Annotated in this window: 13 protein-coding genes; 9 read left to right on the forward strand and 4 right to left on the reverse strand. The window is 63.4% G+C overall.

All coding sequences use genetic code 11. The annotated features are described in order from the left end of the window. Positions 1–4: 4 nt before the first annotated feature. From L0966_RS19860 to L0966_RS19900, 9 genes are all read left to right on the forward strand, one after another. Positions 5–301, forward strand: a complete 297-nt coding sequence (locus L0966_RS19860; protein WP_234053781.1) for a hypothetical protein — start codon at positions 5–7, stop codon at positions 299–301. Continuing rightward, positions 301–3327 carry a hypothetical protein gene (locus L0966_RS19865; RefSeq protein WP_234053782.1) on the forward strand — a complete coding sequence of 1009 codons (3027 nt, stop codon included), beginning with the start codon at positions 301–303 and terminating at the stop codon, positions 3325–3327. Before L0966_RS19860 ends, L0966_RS19865 begins: the two co-directional genes overlap by 1 nt. Positions 3328–3338: 11 nt before the next feature. Continuing rightward, positions 3339–3788 carry a hypothetical protein gene (locus tag L0966_RS19870; protein ID WP_234053783.1) on the forward strand — a complete coding sequence of 150 codons (450 nt, stop codon included), beginning with the start codon at positions 3339–3341 and terminating at the stop codon, positions 3786–3788. Positions 3789–3871: 83 nt separating this feature from the next. Next, on the forward strand, positions 3872–4783 hold the full coding sequence (locus tag L0966_RS19875; protein WP_234053784.1) for a hypothetical protein: 912 nt from the start codon (positions 3872–3874) through the stop codon (positions 4781–4783). Between the two features lie 8 nt (positions 4784–4791). Beyond that, positions 4792–6243, forward strand: a complete 1452-nt coding sequence (locus L0966_RS19880; protein ID WP_234053785.1) for a hypothetical protein — start codon at positions 4792–4794, stop codon at positions 6241–6243. 13 nt (positions 6244–6256) lie between these two features. Continuing rightward, entirely contained in the window at positions 6257–6850 is a 594-nt protein-coding gene (locus L0966_RS19885) for a hypothetical protein (protein ID WP_234053786.1), read from the forward strand. 546 nt (positions 6851–7396) lie between these two features. Beyond that, positions 7397–8641: a hypothetical protein gene (locus L0966_RS19890; protein ID WP_234053787.1), complete on the forward strand. Its 1245-nt coding sequence runs from the start codon at positions 7397–7399 to the stop codon at positions 8639–8641. Between the two features lie 65 nt (positions 8642–8706). Then, entirely contained in the window at positions 8707–10656 is a 1950-nt protein-coding gene (locus L0966_RS19895; RefSeq protein WP_234053788.1) for a UvrD-helicase domain-containing protein, read from the forward strand. Positions 10657–10744: 88 nt separating this feature from the next. Beyond that, on the forward strand, positions 10745–12742 hold the full coding sequence (locus L0966_RS19900; protein ID WP_234053789.1) for a hypothetical protein: 1998 nt from the start codon (positions 10745–10747) through the stop codon (positions 12740–12742). Between the two features lie 99 nt (positions 12743–12841). Here L0966_RS19900 and L0966_RS19905 read toward each other — a convergent pair whose 3' ends face one another. The 4 genes from L0966_RS19905 to L0966_RS19920 form a co-directional block, all read right to left on the reverse strand. Then, the gene (locus L0966_RS19905) at positions 12842–15250 is read right to left on the reverse strand and encodes a protelomerase family protein (protein ID WP_234053790.1); all 2409 of its coding nucleotides are present in this window, start codon (positions 15248–15250) and stop codon (positions 12842–12844) included. 549 nt (positions 15251–15799) lie between these two features. Then, positions 15800–16606 carry a hypothetical protein gene (locus L0966_RS19910; RefSeq protein WP_234053791.1) on the reverse strand — a complete coding sequence of 269 codons (807 nt, stop codon included), beginning with the start codon at positions 16604–16606 and terminating at the stop codon, positions 15800–15802. Between the two features lie 251 nt (positions 16607–16857). After that, the gene (locus L0966_RS19915) at positions 16858–17598 is read right to left on the reverse strand and encodes a hypothetical protein (RefSeq protein WP_234053792.1); all 741 of its coding nucleotides are present in this window, start codon (positions 17596–17598) and stop codon (positions 16858–16860) included. Positions 17599–17727: 129 nt separating this feature from the next. Beyond that, positions 17728–18049, reverse strand: a 322-nt coding sequence (locus L0966_RS19920) for a hypothetical protein (RefSeq protein WP_234053793.1), incomplete at its 5' end; no start/stop codon positions are given.

Consider the following 18049-nt stretch of genomic DNA (forward strand, 5'->3'; position numbering starts at 1 on the left):
CACGATGCCCGAAACTGACAACACGCCTTGCAGGGCAATCTATCTGGGCGGCCTTGGTGATCCCAGAACGCGCCGGCTGGTGGAGCGGGTCGTCGGAGTGATCGCGGCGGCGCCGGCCGAGGGCAAAGAGAAGGCTCTGGGTACAGCGGATACCGTGCAGATCTACGTCGAAAAGGACGTGGAGCTGCGGGGCCGAATTCTCTCGAGGTTTCTTCAGGCAAACGGCATCAACGACGCTCGGTTCGCCCCGCAGGACGATGGAAACTGGCCTTTCATCGTGTTTATTGAGGAAGCTGAATAATGTGGCCGTTGGGCGGGAAAAAGAACAGCCGCAGCAGCGGCTCGCCTTTCGGGGCGGTTGATCGTTATTGCGACGTGGCGGGCTTCGCGGCGGCGGATTCGATCTTCTACGGCTATGACGGATCCGACTGCACGCTCATCGCAATCGAAGGAGTGCGTTCGATCCTGTCGCCGGACGAGTTCGAGGAATCGGTCCAGCGTCAACTGGTGGTGGGATCCCTGGCGCAGCTGCTACGGACGAGCGGGCATACAGTTTCCGTATCGTTCGAGAGCAGCAGCAACATCGGCGATGATCTTGGCCGCTTGGTGGTCGAGCAGCGCATCAATGCCCGGCGCAAGGCCCTCGGCCTTGAGGCGGTGATTGATGAGGGCGAGGAGGTGGTGCGCCGCGTGGCGCGGCGCGAGCGCATCCTGATGGCATTATGGAGCTCACCTTCGGTGGCGCTGAAGGCCGACGTGGATGCAGAGCGCGCTCAAAATCGCGCTGCGAGCATGGACTTGCCGCCGGCGCGCAATGCCCAGCCGCAACACATCGCCATGTCGTGTGTGGAGGGGCCTCACAAGGCCGCAGTTCAGCGGCTCGTTGTCGCAATGGAGGCGGCGGGGCTCAAGGTGCGCGTCCTTGGTCCGGACGATGACAACCCGCACCGGCGCACAGATCTCGCGGAGATCCGCAAGGGGGTCCTGTTTCACGAGACCCCCGATACCTGGTCGCCGTTCGGGGCAACGGATCGGGTTTATCCCGGTGCCAAGGAAACGGTAGACCCTGATATTTCGGAAATGTTCGCGCCGCCTGTGGCGCAGCAGATCCTCTCGAGCGCCGCTCTGGCAAGCGCCAACCTCAGATCCATCGATATGGGGGGCCGGAGCTACGCTATCGTCTCCATGGCGGTGTTCCCAAAGACCTTGCAGCACTTCAACGCGTTGCTTTCCGGCATTAACAGTCAGCGTGTCGGGGCAATGCCGTTCCGGGTCTGTTTCCATTTCGAGGAGCTAGGCAGCGGCCTGGGACTTCGCAAGGTGCTTGCAGGCCTGGCGTCTTGGACGAATCCTCACACCGATAATCTGTTCAAGGCGCTTCAACTTCTTGAGCAGGTGCACAACAAGGACGCGGACACTGTCTGCAAGCTGCGCCTGATTGCGACGACCTGGATCGAACCGGGGGAGCCTAAAGAGGTCCTCGAGCGCCGCCGCAGCTTCCTGATGCGGGCCCTGATGGGTTGGGGCGACGCCATGGTACAAGAAGCGCCTCATCACCCGATGAGGGCGCTGGCCGAGACGGTGCCCGGAATGACGGCGCGTTCCGTCGTATCGCGACCTGCGCTGGCGCCTGTTTCACATGCGGCGGTTATGCTTCCTTTCCACCGCACGGCGCCGGTATTCACACGTGGGGAAAGCGTCTTCCTCAGTCTCGATGGGCGTCTAATGCCACACGAGGCGTTCTCGCCCCTACAAAACTACTGGCTAACATTGCTCTATGCGACGTCAGGCTCTGGGAAGTCGGTGCTCCTCAATCGTCTGAACGTTGAATTCTGCGCATACAATCGAGGCATGCGCCTGCCATTTGTGGCCGTGATCGATGTTGGTGTGTCCTCATCTGGCTTCATCGATTTGCTTCGCAATTCGCTGCCCGAGGACCAACAGCACGAGGCGATCTATGTGCGGCTCCAGAACATCCCGGAGCACGGAATCAACCCGTTGGGGCTCGGCCTCGGGCGGCGCTCCCCGCTCGCGCGCGAGGCCGTTTATATCGAGAACTTTCTGTCGGTCATCCTCAATTTGCAACAGGAGCAGTTAGCAAAGGCCGTCATCACGAAGCTGGTGCGCCGGCTCTATTTGCTCAAGTCTGACCTCGAGCTGTCGAGCACCAGCAGCGCAAATCTCTGGCAACCTGGCATGGACCCAGAGCTCGACAGGGAAGCGGCGGCCCTTGGAGTTCGGCTCAGGGAGCGCACCAAATGGTGGTCAATCGTCGATGCGTTCATGCAGGCTGGCAAGCCGTTGCTGGCGGCCCGTGCGCAACGCTATGCGATGCCTCGCCTGCAGGATCTGGCCACCGTCCTGAACGATCAGGAGATGCGGGATGATTTTCCCGAAGAACTGCTTCGGATCGCGCAGCGGAATCTCGAGACGGCCATCGAGAAATATAAGATTTTCGCCGGTTCTACACGCCTCGATATCGGAGAGGCGCGTATCATGTCCATTGACCTTCAGGATGTGATCGACCGGTTCAAAACTGTCGAGGCGGAGCGCAACAATACCCTGTTCTTCATGGCGGCACGTCAGGTGTTCGTTGAGAAGATCGCCGGCAATGCCGACGAAATCCGCGCCATGCAGTTCCCCTCCGGTCCGGTTCGCGAAGTTTACGAGAAATACTGGCTTTCACGATATGCGGATATTGCGGCGGCAGAGAAGCGCCTCGCTATGGACGAGTTCCATGTCACCGGGGGCACGCCGGAGATCCTGGCGCTGGTGAAGTCCGACGCCCGAGAGGGGCGGAAATGGGGGCTCGAGATCATCCTAGCCTCGCAGCTTCTCGCCGATTTCTCGGAGCTGAAGGACATGGCTTCCACGGTCATGATCCTGAATGCGGACAGCGCCGAGATCCGCTCGAAGGCGCAGGAGGTCTTCGATTTCTCCGATGCCGTGCGCCATCAGCTAGAGCAGCATGTGCATGGTCCGCGGGCAGGCGAAGGCGCGAACTTTCTCGTACGCTACAAAATGCAGGACGAGGAACGCTGGACCACGCTCAAGAACCTCATGGGGCCACGCCTACTGTGGGCGCTGACCACCCGGGCGCGGGACCGTTTGGTCCGGGATGAGCTTTACCGTCGTGTGCCGGTCAGCGAGGCCCTTCGGATCCTCGCCCTGCGCTATCCGGAGGCGACAGCCAAGGAGCACTGGCTCCGTGTCGAGTCCTCCGTGCGTGATCAGGACGCCCAGATCCCGAAGCTGATCGTGGATCAGCTGATGGGAGAACTGCTCGCCGATGCCGGCGGGCGCACATCCAGCATCGCAGCTGAATAGGAGAAGGTCATATGCTGCAGAACGACAAGCTGAAGGCCGCCGGCATCGTGGCCGGGGCGGCCCGTGCCGGGGTGCGCCGGGCGTCGCACGCCTACTACGCAGGTCTCGCCGGCGGAACGCTGCTGCTGCTGAACGCGATGCCGGTGGCGGCCTACGACGGTTCGCCCTCGGCACCGATCGAGTTCCTGAGCAAGGCGCGCACGACGGCGGCCTCGTCCAACCTCACGACGACCGGCGTTTCCACGCTCGGCAGCAATTTTGCCACGATCGTGTCGATCGCCGCTGCCGTCGTCGGCCTGGCGCTCGCCGGGGTGTCTGGCAAGAAGCTGTACGACGCGGTCCAGAATGAGAATTCGCGCGAGAATGTCGGGGGCAGCGCGATCGCTCTCGTCATCGGCTCGATTCTCACGATCATCGGCGTCGTCGTGGGTGGCGTGACCTACTGGGCCACGTCCAACTGAGTGGAAGGCGACACTGGCGCAGGCGGCAGAGCTCCGCCTGCCGTTCATCGGGATTTCGTCCGCGGGATGTGAAGGATAAGGCGATGGAATACGATTGGGATCAGGTCGGGCCGATGGCCACGGAATGTGGCCTCAAGCAGTTTGCGACCGGAGTGCGCATCAGCAGCCTGCCCAGCAGTCATGTGGAGGAGATGCGTGGGGCCTGGGCGGCTCGCGTCAGGGAGATCTACAACAGCCCTGCCATCTGGTCCGATCGCGAGACGTTCGAGGAGGCATCGCGGGACGCCGACGCCTATGCCGGCTTTCCGAGGGCGGCTTCACTGTCCCGGCGCATGGATGACTACTGGCCCTTCCTCGCCGCGTTCGAGCGGTTCGAGCAGGGTAACCGCCTGCAGTTGCAACGGTTCGATGTTATTCCCTTCGAGCCGACCCAGGTCCGCCCTGCTGGTCATCGCGATCTTCCGCTGTTGGTGATCGTGCGTCCGGGCGATATTTATGCGGACTTGGACGCCAAGGACGGCGACGCTGAATTCACAGCACGGATCCTCGCAGGCCAGGCCGCGGATATTCGCAGCATGCTCGACGAGCAAGAGGTGGATGTCGTCGTGCTCCATCACCGATCCGACGTGCAGCTCCGGCAGCAGGTCCCCGCCGGCGATCCCCACATCGTGGAACGAGCAGAGTATGTGCAGTCCGTGGCCGCTGCCATGAAACGTGGCGCCCTTGTCTGGGCGCGGGAAATGACCGCGGTGGCGGCCTGGCTGGTCGCGGAGCAGTCTGCTGCGGAGCGGCCCGCAGTTGTCCTCATCGGTGCCCATGCAGCGGCGGACTGCGGGCCGACTGCCATTCTCGGCGCGGCCCTGGAAGAGGCAGGGGTTCAGGTCGAACTGAACGAGTTCGTTCCGGCGACAAGCACGTCCTATGACGGGCGGTGGGAGCCGGAGGAACTGCAGGCATCGCACGTCTCGTCGCTGTCCTTCGCTCCCGGGATGTGAGGGGGCAGATGGCTGAGCGTCCCGAATACGGCGACTGGTGGCTTTTCGTTCTCTCGGTCGGACTGCTGACCCTTGTTGGCGGCGTGCTATGGCTCGTCGTCAACCCGGTGTTGGGGCCGGTGTACCGGGTGGTGCGGCTGGTCGAGACGGGCGGGCTTTGGCTGCTGACGGGATGGGGTAAGTATTTCTTTAGCGTGCCGTGGGGGGGGGGGTATGAGTTCGCCGCACTTTTCCGTTCAAGCATCCCCTTCGGCATGTTGCTCTCGGTCCTGGTCGGCCTGATGGGCTACTCGGCCTATAAGAAGGTGATCGCCAACCACATCGACTCCTTCACTGCGCACGAGCAGCCTCCCGGCTACCGGGACATTATGCGCAAGGTGTCGGCCCTCTATCCGCACAATGACTTCTTCTTGCGCTTCGATATGAGCGCCTACCCGCAGGACCGTGGCGCGGCAGGAATGCCGATGACAGCTCAAGAGTTCCTCCGCTCTGTGGGGGCCACGTCCTTTCGATCCGACGGGACACCGGTTTTCGACCAGGAGCGAATCCGCGATGGCCTAAAGGCCCGTTTCGGTGACCCGAATCCCTTCCTTAGGTGCTTCGACTCCTCCGAGCGGCGGTCTAAGCGGATCGCGTCTCCGGCGGAGATCCGCGAGAGGGTGGCGGCGCTGCCGTGGCATCAGGCGGTGCTGCTGTTCGCAGCACTGACCCGCATCAATGCGATGGCCGGCAAGGACGAGAAGCTGTTCTTGAAGAATATTCGGGACGTGGACGATTACATGCGCGACATTTGGCGCGCCATCAACGAGGCTGTGCGGTCGGAAGACGCGGAAGGAATGCGGGAAGTGGTGCTTGACATCACGCCCGACAATTTCGGCGAGAAGCCGAAGGTGAGCCTCGCGGCCTTCCTCAACGAGCCTGTAGGGCCTGCGGCCCGTCCTCGCGCTGAAGCCTTCAGCGAGGTCAAGGGTGCCCGCGAGGCCCTCGTCTATCTGATCACGGGCGAAGGCGCACCTGGGGAGGTGGAGAAGCTGGCCAACGCAAAGATTCCTATCGTGATGGTGGCCGAGGATCGTCCGCAGACTGTGATTGATCCGATCCTAGCGGGCCACGGCTTCATCGCCGGCGTGCTGGCGCACTCCCTCGTGGAAACCCGGAAATCCGGAATTTTTCCACCCAACGGCTTCCTGTGGATGCGTTTCGTCGACCAGAATCTTTGGCGCTTCCTCGTGTACGTCGGCCTTGCGACGCCTTGCGCGGAGGCGGCGGGCCTCTACGAGCATTGGCGCGCGGAAATGCGCATGGGAGAGGCCATCCTCGAGCCCTTCATCGAAGAGGCGCCGAATGCAGTCCTGGCCGAGGCGCGTAAGTATGTGTTTGATCCCGAGAAGGTCGGCGCGCAATTCGATGCGTCCATTCCCGACAGCCTGATGACCGCGAAAGATGGTGTTGGTTCCTGAGGGAGATTGATCCATGGAAGCCTTGACTCCTATGGTGCACCCGTTGCCGCCGGGCTCGCGTCTGTTGCTGCATGTGCCAGTCTTTGATGTCGGCGATTTCAACGAGCGGGAAGCCCCTGCGGGGCAGATCGCCATCGTCGGCCTCAAGAGAGGACCGGATTTCCAGTACGAACTCTTGATTTGGCCGGCGAGCATGAGCGGCTACTGGACGGAACAGGAGGCGGAGCGCGACGCGGAGGTATTGTCTCCGGGCGATCCTCGCCTGCCGACGCAGTCGCTGTGGGATGCGGTGTTCGAGCTCGGCAAGCTCTACACGAGTGAGAATGTGGACGATGTTGATGAGGTGTTTCGGGTGCCTGCGGACAACAGGTCCCATGTCGCCACGCTTCTGAGAGCGGCTGTGGCGGAGGGGCGCTTCTGCGACCTTGTGGACTCGGACGGGCTGAAGATGGCGGCCAAAATCTTCTCGGCGGCTGGCGGAGAGCTCAAGTTGTCCTACGAGGACGCAAATGAGATCGCTGCCGCTGCGGGAATTGCAGCCCGGCTTGGCGAGGGCGGCTGTGCACCTGCGTATGAATATACGCCTTCGTGGGGTGCCTCCGACTGATGAGGACGGCCGCGATGCGGAAATCGCGCGCCAGTTCCAATAAATGCTCCATCATGTCAGAATGTGGCTGTTTAAGGCTATAATGCGCAACAATATGAGACATTATCGTTGACATTCTGAATTTTATGGTAGACTCGCGCCGTTCATAGAACAGCAGCCGTGAGGATAGATATGAACGACCGCACGCGTCCCACTCTCCGGAACCCGCGACCTCCGCAGACCTCGGGTGGGGGCAGTGCTGCGGCCAATGGCTCCGGGGGCATCCGCGACCAGCATGGCGAGCGGATTCCCGCTGCGCGCTCCGCCCCGCCGCCGGCGGAAGAATGGCCGAAGGGGCATCCGTACCAGCTGAGGCCGGAGAGTCGGTCGGAACGGTCGCCCCGTCCGCCCCAGAACGCGGAGGCAGGCACGCCACCCGCACCAGCCGCTGCGCGTACGCCTCCGCGTTCTGGGGCGGCGGCGCGTCCGCAACAGGCCCGCGGGGAGAGCCGCGCGGCCGCTGTGCCGGTCCATACGCAGAGTAAGGCTGTCGAGGCTCATGCGAACGTGGTGCTTCAGATCGAGAACAAGGTCGAACGTGCCGGCGGGATCGTGCTCGACGGCACGAATGTATTGAGCGGTGAATCGGTGCGGATCGCGCTGATGAGCGCGGAGCAGGCGGCGGAGCTTATGGCTCCCCACAAGGGCGAAACGTACGAGCAGCGTCTGGGGCGAGCTCATGCCTCATTTGCCCAGCGCTCCGATCTGGAGAATTACCAGGTGGGAGCGGTGGCTGGGTTCGACGGCGTCTATCGCATCGGCGGTTCGATGACGCTGGAGGCGAGGTGGGCCCGTAAAATGGGTGAGCCCAATGCGCCGTATCAGGCCATCGAGAAGGGGGTGCTGCAGGCGTTTGCTCTTAGTCCGGGGTTCGTGCGCGTCGCGGTGGTCAAGCCTGGCGAAGCGGTTCCTCTGTCGCCCGACCACGTGGGCGAGGTGGCGCGGACGTTTGACCCGCTGGCGTTAGACGGTGTCGTGCAGGAGCGCAAGATCGGAGTGGCCGTCCAGGACCGCCAAGGAAGGGTCTCTTGCCATTGGATGATCGGCAATCTGGCGCGCGGGGACGACGGGAGACTGTTCAATCCTGTGACTGCCGAATTGCGTCAGATGGTCGGGCTCAGCAGGTATGAGGATCGTGTGGACCTCCCGCGCATCGGAAGCGATGTGCGGGAGGATCTTGGCTTTAGTGCGATGCGGCTCTTCGTCTACGAACAAACGCACAAGGTCGGGTCGGCGTACGCCGCCGGGGCCATCATTGGGGCCATGTCGGAGAAGCCGGTCGAAGAGCAACTGGAGAGGCTTCGCTTCGACCGGGATCTCCTCGCGGAGGACAAGGTCAGGATCCTCGATATGGCGCGAGGGCTTCGTAGCGGCGATCTGCGCGCGGTGGTCGTGCCTGGCTCCATCTATGGCGTCTATCGTTCCGTGGCGGAGGGGATGGAGCTCAAACAACGCGGGTTGCTCACCGCCGGCGGTGGATGGTTCCCTGGGGCAGTCGGGGTTTCCTCAGCCTATATGAGCGGCTCTGATCTCAAGAAGCGCTCCGATGCGAGCGTGCATGCTCTTCTGCCGGAGGATCCCAGGCTCGTGAGGATGTTGCCCGGGAAAGATGACGCGGAGATCGCGGCTGTAGACACTTCCCTTGGGGTGAGGGCGGAGCAGATAGGTCTGGAGGCCATGGCGCATGTCTTCGGAGACCGGCCCGTCCGGTCCATGCCGTCCGTGCAAGCCTCGTCTGGGATGGACCGCTGAACCGAAGAGCGCTCCCGGCACTTGGCCGGGAGCTGATCCATTGCACTTACCGCAGGGGTTCGGCCATGTCGCAGGAGCAGTCGAAGAAGTCGTGGACACAAGAGCAGGGCGCCATCATTTCGTCCAAGGAAGAGCGGGTTGTGGTGAACGCGTTTGCTGGATCTGGAAAAACAACGACACTTGTAGGATATACGAAGAAAAGGCCGGAAACGAAGTTCGGATATCTGTGCTTCAATGCGGAGAACGCCAAGGAGGCTCGCGGACGGTTCCCGGAGAATGTCACAGCCTTCACCGGTCACGGTCTGGCGATGAAATACGTGGGCTGGCGGTATCGTCACAAGCTGGCGAGGTCGGAGCTGAAGCCGATTGGCATCGCGCAGGCGTACGGGGTGGACAACAAGCTGGCGCATTCCGCACTCAGGGGGCTCAGAGCGTGGTTTTCGTCGGACCGTGAGCGCATCACGGACGTCATGTCGTCGGGGACGGAACGGGATTTGGCTCTCCAGATCTGGAAGGATGCGTGCGATAGCCGGAATGAGGTGATCCCGATGCCTCATGATGGTTACCTCAAGTTGTTTTCGCAGCGGAACCAAGAGCTGCCGTTCGACCATCTGCTGTTCGATGAGGCACAGGACGCCAACCCCATCATGCTGGGTATCCTGCGCCGGCAGCAGATGCCGCTTGCGGTCGTGGGTGATCGGTATCAGTCCATCTATGGCTTCCGAGGCGCGGTCAATGCCATGGAAGCGTTCGAGGGCGCGCAATTCCAGCTCACACAGAGCTGGCGGTTCGGGCCAGAGGTCGCGCGGGTGGCTAATCTTCTCCTTCGCCAGCTCGGAGAGGAGCGGGAGCTGAAGGGGTGTGGCGCGGCCACGCAGATCCATAACGAGCAGCCGGAGGGCATCGGCACCTACACCTTTCTGGGTCGCACCAACGCTTCTGTGATTGAGCACGCGATGGCGGCCACAGGCAAGGCGCTTTCCTTCGCTGGCGGCATCAAGGAGTATCGCGTCGATCGCATCCTCGACGCCTATCGCCTCTATGCGCATGAGCCTTCGGCGATCAAGGACGCCGATATCCGGAAGTTCAAGAGCTGGGACGAGCTGCAAAAATACATGGAGGATGTGGACGACAAGGAGCTCAAGTCCATCAGTCATCTCGTCGAGAACTATAAGGACACGATCCCTGAGCGGATCGCGGATCTGAAGCAGCGCGCGTCGGGTCCCGCCGACGTGGCGGACCTGGAGCTGGCGACTGCGCATCGCAGCAAGGGCCTCGAGCGGCGCCACGTCGTGTTGGGCGAGTTCTTCGACTGGGACAAGTTCCAACAGGCGAAAGCCAAGGGCGACATCGACGCGTTCCAGGAGGAGATGCACCTGCTCTACGTGGCCCTGACGCGGGCGCAGGAGACGTTGACGCTCAACTCGACGCTGAAATCGGCCATCCTGGAGGCCAAGGCGGCGCATTCCCTGGTTTCGGATCGTGACAACGGTCGGGCCAGGGCCTTGAGTGATGCTGGGCCGATCGAGGTGAGAAAGTGGGGGGCCACCACGCCGGCGGCCCTGGCTGTCGTGCGTGAGGAAGACTGCACGTTCCTGACCGACTGGGGAGGAGTGTTCATCCCCGACAACATCGCAGGCTCGGGCCTGCGCGGTTCGGATGTTCAGCAAATGATCAAGGCCTTCAACGGCGATGCCTGCTTCGTGGTGCTGCGCGGCGGGGATGCGGGCATTCTGGTGGAGGAGACCTTCAACGCCAGCGCGGAACATTTGTCCGATGGCGAGCGGCAGGCGTTGTTGGCGGCGATGGGCAGGTCGGTCTCGCCGGGTGCGAACTACTGGGCCTTTCAGGGGCCTGGCGACGGGGACACTCTCACGCTTCGCGCGTTTCTTGCTGCGGATGCGGTCAGCAGTCAGCGCGTTGCTGCGATTGTTGAGGTGCTGTCGCAGCTTCGCGAGCAGCATGAGCCGGTGCGGTCGGCGGCGCCGGCGATGTCGGCTGTCCCGGCGCTGTGAAGTGCATCGGGTCGTTTAGACTGGGACTGAGACGCGGCCCTCCTTAAGGAAGGCCACTCGGATCTTCGGCCCGGCGGAGGTGAGCAAGATGTCGGAAAATGCCAGGACACGGATGCATATCGGCGGAATTGTGCCTCCGCAGGTGCTCGACAAGCTTAAGAGTCTCCTTGATGGCGCGTTCGGTACGCCTGCGGAGGTGGCTGCAGCAGTGCAGGGCGGGCGCCCGATCCTGCTGGAAGGTCTGCGCGGTTTCGGGGACGTATCCGCGATTGAAGGGTTCTGTCGGGAGCATGAGCTCGCCTATGTGCTCCAGGCCGACGCCCTGCCGGGGCAATTTGGAGCGGTGGTGCGCGGCTGGCGGCCGGGCGTAGCGGGCGTGGCGGAATTCCCGGCGACGGATGGCGGAGTGGCGACCTTGTCGCCGGTGGAGCTCGAAAGCGCGATCGCCGAAGGGCCTGAAGGCGTGCCGCGCCTGCTGGAGCGCTTGAATCTGGCCGATCCTGCCCGGTTGCCGCCGCTGCAGTCGTCCGCACCATGGGCGGAGTTGGAAGCACAGCGGAGATATTTGGTTCGTTTCTGCGCTGTTATTGATCGGGTGACGAGCGTGCAAGTCGTGGCGGCGACGCCCGAAGCCGCGGCGCAGAAGGCACAGAACTGGGTCAGTGGACCAGACTTCGACATAGGACAAGTTGATTTCGATCAACTGCCTGACGCTCGTGGGACGCTGGGCCAGTTGCTCTCCATTGAGGAGGAAAATGGCGAACAGGTTCGGACGTTTTCGGTGATGCATGCCGACGAAGCGCTAAGCCGAGCGCAAGATCTGGGCGTCTTGCGTCAGGCTGCTCGGGCCTATGCCGACGCATTGGATTCTGAGGATCAGGAGGGAGGTCCCCGTTCGCCCGATGGCGACGACTATAATCGTCTGATGTCTCTGGTCGGGAGGGACACGGCGTCGGCGGTGCCGTTTGTAGGAGCTGAGCCGGCGGTTTTCGGCGCGCTGAGAGCGCTGCAGACGTTCGTGAGTGCGTGCGGCGGCGATCCCCCCGAATTCCTCCGGGAAGCCTTCGGAATGGCCGAGGACGTGCTTTTCGTGGCGCGATCAGCCCCGCTGGCACCGGGCGCCAAGGTTCCCGACGTTGTTGCTTTGGTGCGCGCGGGCGATTTGCATTTGGCGGATCTGCCGGATGTTCTGCGGACGGAGGCGGTGTGCGTCGCCGCAGTTGAGCGAGACCCCGCCACGTTCACATCCGTCCCCGGTGCCCTCCAGCCAAAAGTGGCGATGGGGGTCGATGTTCTTGGATTGGTGCGAGCCGGCCGCTTGCATTTGGCGGATCTGCCGGATGTCCTGCGGACGGAAGTGGTGTGCGTCGCTGCAGTTGAGCGTAGCTACCTGGCCTTTGAGGATGTGCCTAGGGGCCTCGAGGAGCAGGTATTTCAGGCCCTTTCGGATGGGCGCCGCCGGGAGATTAATGTGGCTGAAGAGGTCGCCGCCCGTGTGGGCGGCTGGCATCTGGCCAAGGTCGACGGGCACGAGAGGTGGTGGAACCGTCGGGGGAACCCAGGTGGCTGGATGCTCGGCCACGGGGTTTCATATGAGACGCCGCGCGACGTCCGACTGGGTGAGCGGCTGAGCCTTTCTGCTGTCGCCGGCATGGTGCTGAACGAGGACTGCACGTTTATCACGGACTGCGATGGCTCCATCCAAACGGAGGGCGTGCTTTCGAATGACGTGGTCGCGGACTTGGTCGATGCCTTCGCCGGTGATGACTGCTATGTGGTTCAGCGCGGTGGCGTACCCGGTGTGCTGGTCGAGATCGGGTTGCAACGGCTGCTGCCCACGGAGCTGGTCGATAAGGTGCGCCGCATCGGTGCCGAATTTCCCGATGCGGCGGTTTGGGTGACCGCAGGTAGTCATGTGGCGTTTGGAAGTGGTGACCGTGGTGCGGTCGCAGTCAGGGCGTTTGTTCCTGAGGCCAAGGTTGACTCAGACCGTCTGGCGGAGTTGGCTGCTCATTTGAGGGAGGTCGCTGGTTCTGCTCCTCCGCCGGCCGCCATCCGGATACATTCTCTGTCCCCGTCCCCATAGCCGACCCGCACAGCACCTAAAGGTCTGCGTCAGGCGGCAGCCTCGCCCGTGTCGTCGTCCGAGGGCCGGTCCTATCCGTGCCCGGCCCGGCCCGCGCCATCAAGGCGACGGGCTGGGCGACGGCAGTGTGCTTATGGCCCCAGAGTGCGCTAGGGCCGCGAAGGCTGGATCCCGGGACGCCGCTCGTCGAAGGACGCAGGGAGCAAGTCGATGAAGCGTCAACTTCTGCGGACTGGGGGCCTCTGGCACTGCCGCGTGCACAATGGGCTGGCTGAACCTTTCGACCCGTCCGCTCTCGTCCACATAGCCGGTGCGCAATCCCACCACGCCAGACCAGGCCTCGTCTCCCGTAAGACCTTTGCCCGCGGCCGACAGATATGACGACAAGGTCTTTGTGAAGGCGTTGTAGCTCCAGCCGGGTGCCACGGCCGCGCGGCCGTGCCCGGACCGCAACGCGCCGATCAGCTCCCGGACGACGCTGCGGTCGGCTGCGCTGACACTGCCCTTGATTTTCAGGCTGCGGAACAGTTCCTCGTCATCTTGGTCCGACAGCACGCTGGCGATGGCGGCCGCGGCGAGCGCTCCGCTTTTGCTGTGCTCCTGCTGGTAGAGAATGGCGTTCATGACCGCGTCCGAGGCGTCGCGGATGTCGTTCTCCGCAAGCTCTCCCGCGGCCACTTGAGTGCCGGGGGCAATGCCCAGAGCAGCCCGCGCGGCCGCGCCGAGAGCCGGGCCAACTTGGTGGAGAACGAAGCTGCGGGTTTCCCCGTCGGCATTCTCCATGGCGACGATTAGCCGGAGCTGGGACAGTGTGCGGCCCTCCAGGGGGCAGAAGAGCTGCCGGATCGTCGCGGCGTTCTCCGGCAGTAAGCCAACCGAGCGCGCGATGTCGGTCACATGAACCCTGCTAACGCGCTCCTCGGATTTGCGGAGCTGGATCTCGATCAGCCCGGCATGGATCAATTCCACGTCGTGCGAGCCGCTTTGCATGATCTGGGGCCAGCGTGCCAGCAGGCTGCGATCAGGGCCGACCTCATAGACCCCTGTGATCGCGACGGTGATGCCCGGCCGCAGGAGGTTCGCGCCCGGTCGGGCAGCGAAGCGCTGGGCATATTGGGACTGGAGATCCTCGAACCGTTCCGGCCCGCGGCGCGGCAAGAGCTGCGCCGCTTCCCCGGGCGTCATCAGGGAGACGTGGACATGATCTCCGCTTAACCGATCATGACCCGCGATCAGAGGGGCCCCGTTGGGCCCGGTGGTGACCTGCTGCACGGTCATGACGATATTGTTGACGCAACGGGTGCGCACGCTTGCGGCTCTCGGCTCCGCGGCCGATACGGCGGGGCGTGCCCGGGCCTTGGGGGATATTGCACCGCTCCCTTCGCCAGGTGCGCTGGCCGCGACGTGAGCGCGGTCCGGCAGGGGCTGAGGGCCGGGGTCGTTTTCCGTCACGGACAGGAGCTCGGCCGCCCACCTGTCGTGGATGCCGGGATCCGCGGCGCCATGTACGTCGGGGAGATCCAGGAGGTCCACCTCAGAGAGGCGCTGGAAGATGCGCCTCTGAAGGATTTCGCGCTTGGCTTGCCCATCGGCCAGAGCGCATTCCGCGTCCCCATCATCCGGGGTCACGAACTTCATATGCGCGAAAGAGGTCTCGAGATCCTTGGCCGTGTGGCCTAGTATTGCGGAAAAGAAGCTGTTCTTGGTGAAACGCCCTTCGGCGAAGTTCTTGTACGCTACCTCGGCGTACAAGGAGCGGAAATTATGGGCAGTCAACCCTGTGGTGCCGGGCCATAGATCCGCGAACAGTTCTGGGATCCGTTGCCGAAGCAGGCCGCGCTCGATGATGGCCCTGCGGAAGTCCTCGCTTGTCATGTCGGCCCATTTGAGCCGCTGCGTTTCTCCTGCCTTCACAACCAGATCGCTGGCCGCAGCGTCGGATGAGCGAAGGCGCGCGAGGGCTGTAATTATCTCCTTCGCGGGGGCCAGCGTCGGGATCATGTACGCCTGCCCGGCGCGGGTCCCTTCCTGGCCCCTGGTCATGGCCTGCCCTCGAAACAGGACGGCCCAGCGGGCGAAGGCGGGGCCAGAACTCTGCGTCAGCGGCACGCGCTCGAAGGAGCCTTGAGAAAAGGCCTCCAGTGGCCTGCGGCCTGTCACTGTCAGCAAACCTATCCCCACATCGAGCGGGTCGGTTGAGTGCAGCAGCTCGCGAGCCCGCTGGATGATCTCGCGCCAAAGAGGAATGGTCATCAGCGCTGCTGGCGCGGCAACGCGTGCGACTTGGTTCGCCTGCATCTGCCGGACCCAGTCGACCGGCGCAACCACGATGTTCAGGAACGGGCTGTCCTCTCCGAGCGCGACCTTGATCTCGGTCCGGTACTTCGACACGTAGCTTATCCGTGTGGAAAGTGCCTTCTCCGCATGCGCAGCCAGCTCGACCTCCCAGAGCCGCCGAGCCGCCTCTGGGTTAGGGCCGCGGCGAAGCTGCTCAATGAAGGCCGCCATCTGAGCCTGAAATCGAGGTGGCCTTCCAACCTGGTTCAGGGAGGCCCTGTCAACGCGGTCAGCCGCGGTGACTGGAGGTTGGGGCGCACTGGCGTTGCCGGATTGCCAGGCATTGGAGCCGTCCCGAGGGTTTCCTGCTGGTGCCAACTGCAGCATCCTCCTGCGCAAAACGGCTGGTTCTCGAAAGAATAGGCCAAAATTGCCCATTCATCCACAATCTCGGCCATAAAAGGCCGCTTTCGCCGGTGCGGATGGCCGCGGGCGGGCATTCGCCTTTTGGGTGCGGGTGAAAAGGCGGTTTCCAGCTCGGGCCGGCATTCGTATGGCTGCGGTTGGTCGCCCTGGCGGGGGCCGTCGCCGGGGCGATCTATGCTTTCTCGGCGCTGCGAAGGCCGGGCTCGAGCCGGAGGAGCTGATGACGAGGTCAACGGCTTGGTGGGCCGTGCTGGCGAGCGCCGCGGAGGCGAAGCGGAAGCTCGGGCCTGGGTCGGCGCCGAGGATCGCGAGCTGCCTCCGCCGCCGCCAGGAGCGGCTGGAGACCCTCCGCCGCTAGGAGATAAAGTCTGCCGTCCAGGTGAGTACCGCAGGATGATAGGCTTCCAGCTTTCGAGCTACCGGAACGAGCGGTTCACCTTCGATCTTGTGCGACATCAAGATGAAATCGCAACAAAGCTCAGGGCTATACATGCCGGCCCAATTTGGACGCAGCCAATCAAATTGGTTCTCCTGGCACCAGAGCTGACCACTATCGTTGAACGGGCCGAGCAGAGTTCCCCTCATATCCGCATATGGCTCGTCTACATGGAGTGGCCGGCCGGTTTCGGGGTTCATCCAGGTCGACGGATGGTCCAACCCCCGGTAGCGAGGATATGGTGCACGCCGCCAGCTTCGGGCATTAGCGAGTACCAGTCCCGTCGCATCCACAAACTGAATTGTTCTCGCGACACGCACCAAATCCTCGCGGGCGAATTCTTCGTTGCTAGAATTAGAGGCGTCAATCAGGAAACGATTGCCCTTCCTGTGCCGGATCCTGACTCGCGGCAAACGACCGATCCCGCGGCAAGGAAGATCATCCACGGCTCGTGACAGTGGCAGTCGAAGTGCCACTCTTCGGGGTTGCCCGGATTGCGCTTCCTCCCACTCCTGCTCAAGAATAATCTCGTGGCGGAAGGGAAGGATAGATTGCGTCCCTCCATACAAGCGGCGAAAGTGTTGATAGTCGTGTGCGCCGCTCTCTCGCGCCGCCCGATCAAGAGCTGCGCAATGCGGAAGAGAGTCGCGCCGAGCGATTTTCTTTGCCTTGCTTTTCAGGCCGGAAATAGTTCTCGGGAACTGACGCTCAATAGAATAGCCCATCGTCTCGAATCCATCACCTTGTGCAAGTCACCCGCCAGACGAGCAAGGTCCAATCGAGAGGACAGAGCTGACTTTCAACACTCCATTGCCAGAATATGGCTTCGCTCAGGCGGGTGTGCAGGCCTATGGACGGCGCGCCAGAACGATAGCGCCCCGGGCCGACTGCTACAAGCCAATTTTGATCGCAGGGCACCTGTCCTGCGTTGAGGAAGGGCCGGTCCTGTGGGCGGCCCTTTTTGTTTGTTGCTGGTTCATACTTCGGGGGTGAGCTTTGCCCTGGTGACGATGGTCTGGCGTTTACCTTTCCATGTTTTGTGGGTTTTGACGGTTCCGGAGATTGTGAATCGGTCCCGGGGGCTGCAGGGCGTTGCGGTGAAGGCGACGAGCTGGTGTCCGTCGTCGGTTGTGAGGGTGACGGCGCATGCGGGGGCGGTGGGGCGGCCCTTGCTGCGGAAGCGGGGCTTGAGGGGCGCAACCTTGGTGACGACTGCGGTGATTGCGATGCGTTCGCCGATGGCGCCGAGGTGTTGGGAGGGGCCGGGGTCGCGGTGTTCGGCGACGGCGCGCTCGAGGCTCGCGGCCTGGGCTGGGGAGAGGGCGGCGGTGCGCTCGATGGTGTCGAGGATGCGGTCGGCATAGGGGCTGGCGTTGCGGATGGCCCTGGCGGCCTCCAGGATGGCGCCGTGGTTTTCCTCGAGGGTCTGGAGGCTTCGGGCTCGGGCGGCCTCTTGGCGGGCTCGCTTTTTGGCGAGGGCGGCCTCGAGGCGCTGGATTTCGTCTGGGGTGTAGAGCGGGATCCTCTCGGCGCGTCCGGAGCCGCCCTCGCCGTCGCAGGCGATGCAGATGGGGTCTGGAGTCCAAGAGGTGCGCCCGGTGCCGCCGCAGAGTGGGCATGCGATGTCGATGGCGCAGTATGGCTTGCCGTTGTCGTCGAAGTGGACGGCTGTGGGCGGGCATTCGCCTTTCCGGGTGAGGTAGGTGATTTCGGACATGGGAGCCTCCCTGGCGGGCCCGTGGGCGGGCGCCTGCGGCCACGGTGGTGGCGCAATGATGGGGTTGATGGCGCGCCGACGCGGAGCCGGCGGCCGGTGTGTCAGTCTCGTCGGGGCGGTGATGGAGCTTCAGGGGGCAGGTGTCTCGCCGGCGCTTCGGATGGCCTCGCGGGCGATGTCGGCGACGGAGCTGATCCAGATGTCCTGCTCTTCGCCGGTGTAGGGGGCCCATTCGGCTCCGGGGGCGGCCTGGTCGCACTCGGCGCCGGCGGGATCGAGCCAGCGGCCGGAGGCCTCGGAGCCCGTGAGGATGGCGCGCAGGGCCTCGATGAGAGGCGCCCTGGTGTTGATGGCATTTGCTGCGCAGACGGCGTGGGCCTTGTCCTCAGGGGTGTTGCCGAGGGTGCGCAGGAGGATGGCGCCGTTTTCGTCGCAGAGGACGAAGGTGGCG

This window comes from Xanthobacter sp. NM-59 (assembly GCF_021401125.1).
Lineage (GTDB): Bacteria > Pseudomonadota > Alphaproteobacteria > Rhizobiales > Xanthobacteraceae > Xanthobacter.

Bases quoted from the DNA above. Each gene is read 5' to 3' on its own strand.
- L0966_RS19860 (WP_234053781.1), top strand. From the start codon at position 5: ATGCCCGAAACTGACAACACGCCTTGCAGGGCAATCTATCTGGGCGGC.
- L0966_RS19865 (WP_234053782.1), top strand. From the start codon at position 301: ATGTGGCCGTTGGGCGGGAAAAAGAACAGCCGCAGCAGCGGCTCGCCT.
- L0966_RS19870 (WP_234053783.1), top strand. From the start codon at position 3,339: ATGCTGCAGAACGACAAGCTGAAGGCCGCCGGCATCGTGGCCGGGGCG.
- L0966_RS19875 (WP_234053784.1), top strand. From the start codon at position 3,872: ATGGAATACGATTGGGATCAGGTCGGGCCGATGGCCACGGAATGTGGC.
- L0966_RS19880 (WP_234053785.1), top strand. From the start codon at position 4,792: ATGGCTGAGCGTCCCGAATACGGCGACTGGTGGCTTTTCGTTCTCTCG.
- L0966_RS19885 (WP_234053786.1), top strand. From the start codon at position 6,257: ATGGAAGCCTTGACTCCTATGGTGCACCCGTTGCCGCCGGGCTCGCGT.
- L0966_RS19895 (WP_234053788.1), top strand. From the start codon at position 8,707: ATGTCGCAGGAGCAGTCGAAGAAGTCGTGGACACAAGAGCAGGGCGCC.
- L0966_RS19900 (WP_234053789.1), top strand. From the start codon at position 10,745: ATGTCGGAAAATGCCAGGACACGGATGCATATCGGCGGAATTGTGCCT.
- L0966_RS19905 (WP_234053790.1), bottom strand. From the start codon at position 15,250: ATGGCGGCCTTCATTGAGCAGCTTCGCCGCGGCCCTAACCCAGAGGCG.
- L0966_RS19910 (WP_234053791.1), bottom strand. From the start codon at position 16,606: ATGGGCTATTCTATTGAGCGTCAGTTCCCGAGAACTATTTCCGGCCTG.
- L0966_RS19915 (WP_234053792.1), bottom strand. From the start codon at position 17,598: ATGTCCGAAATCACCTACCTCACCCGGAAAGGCGAATGCCCGCCCACA.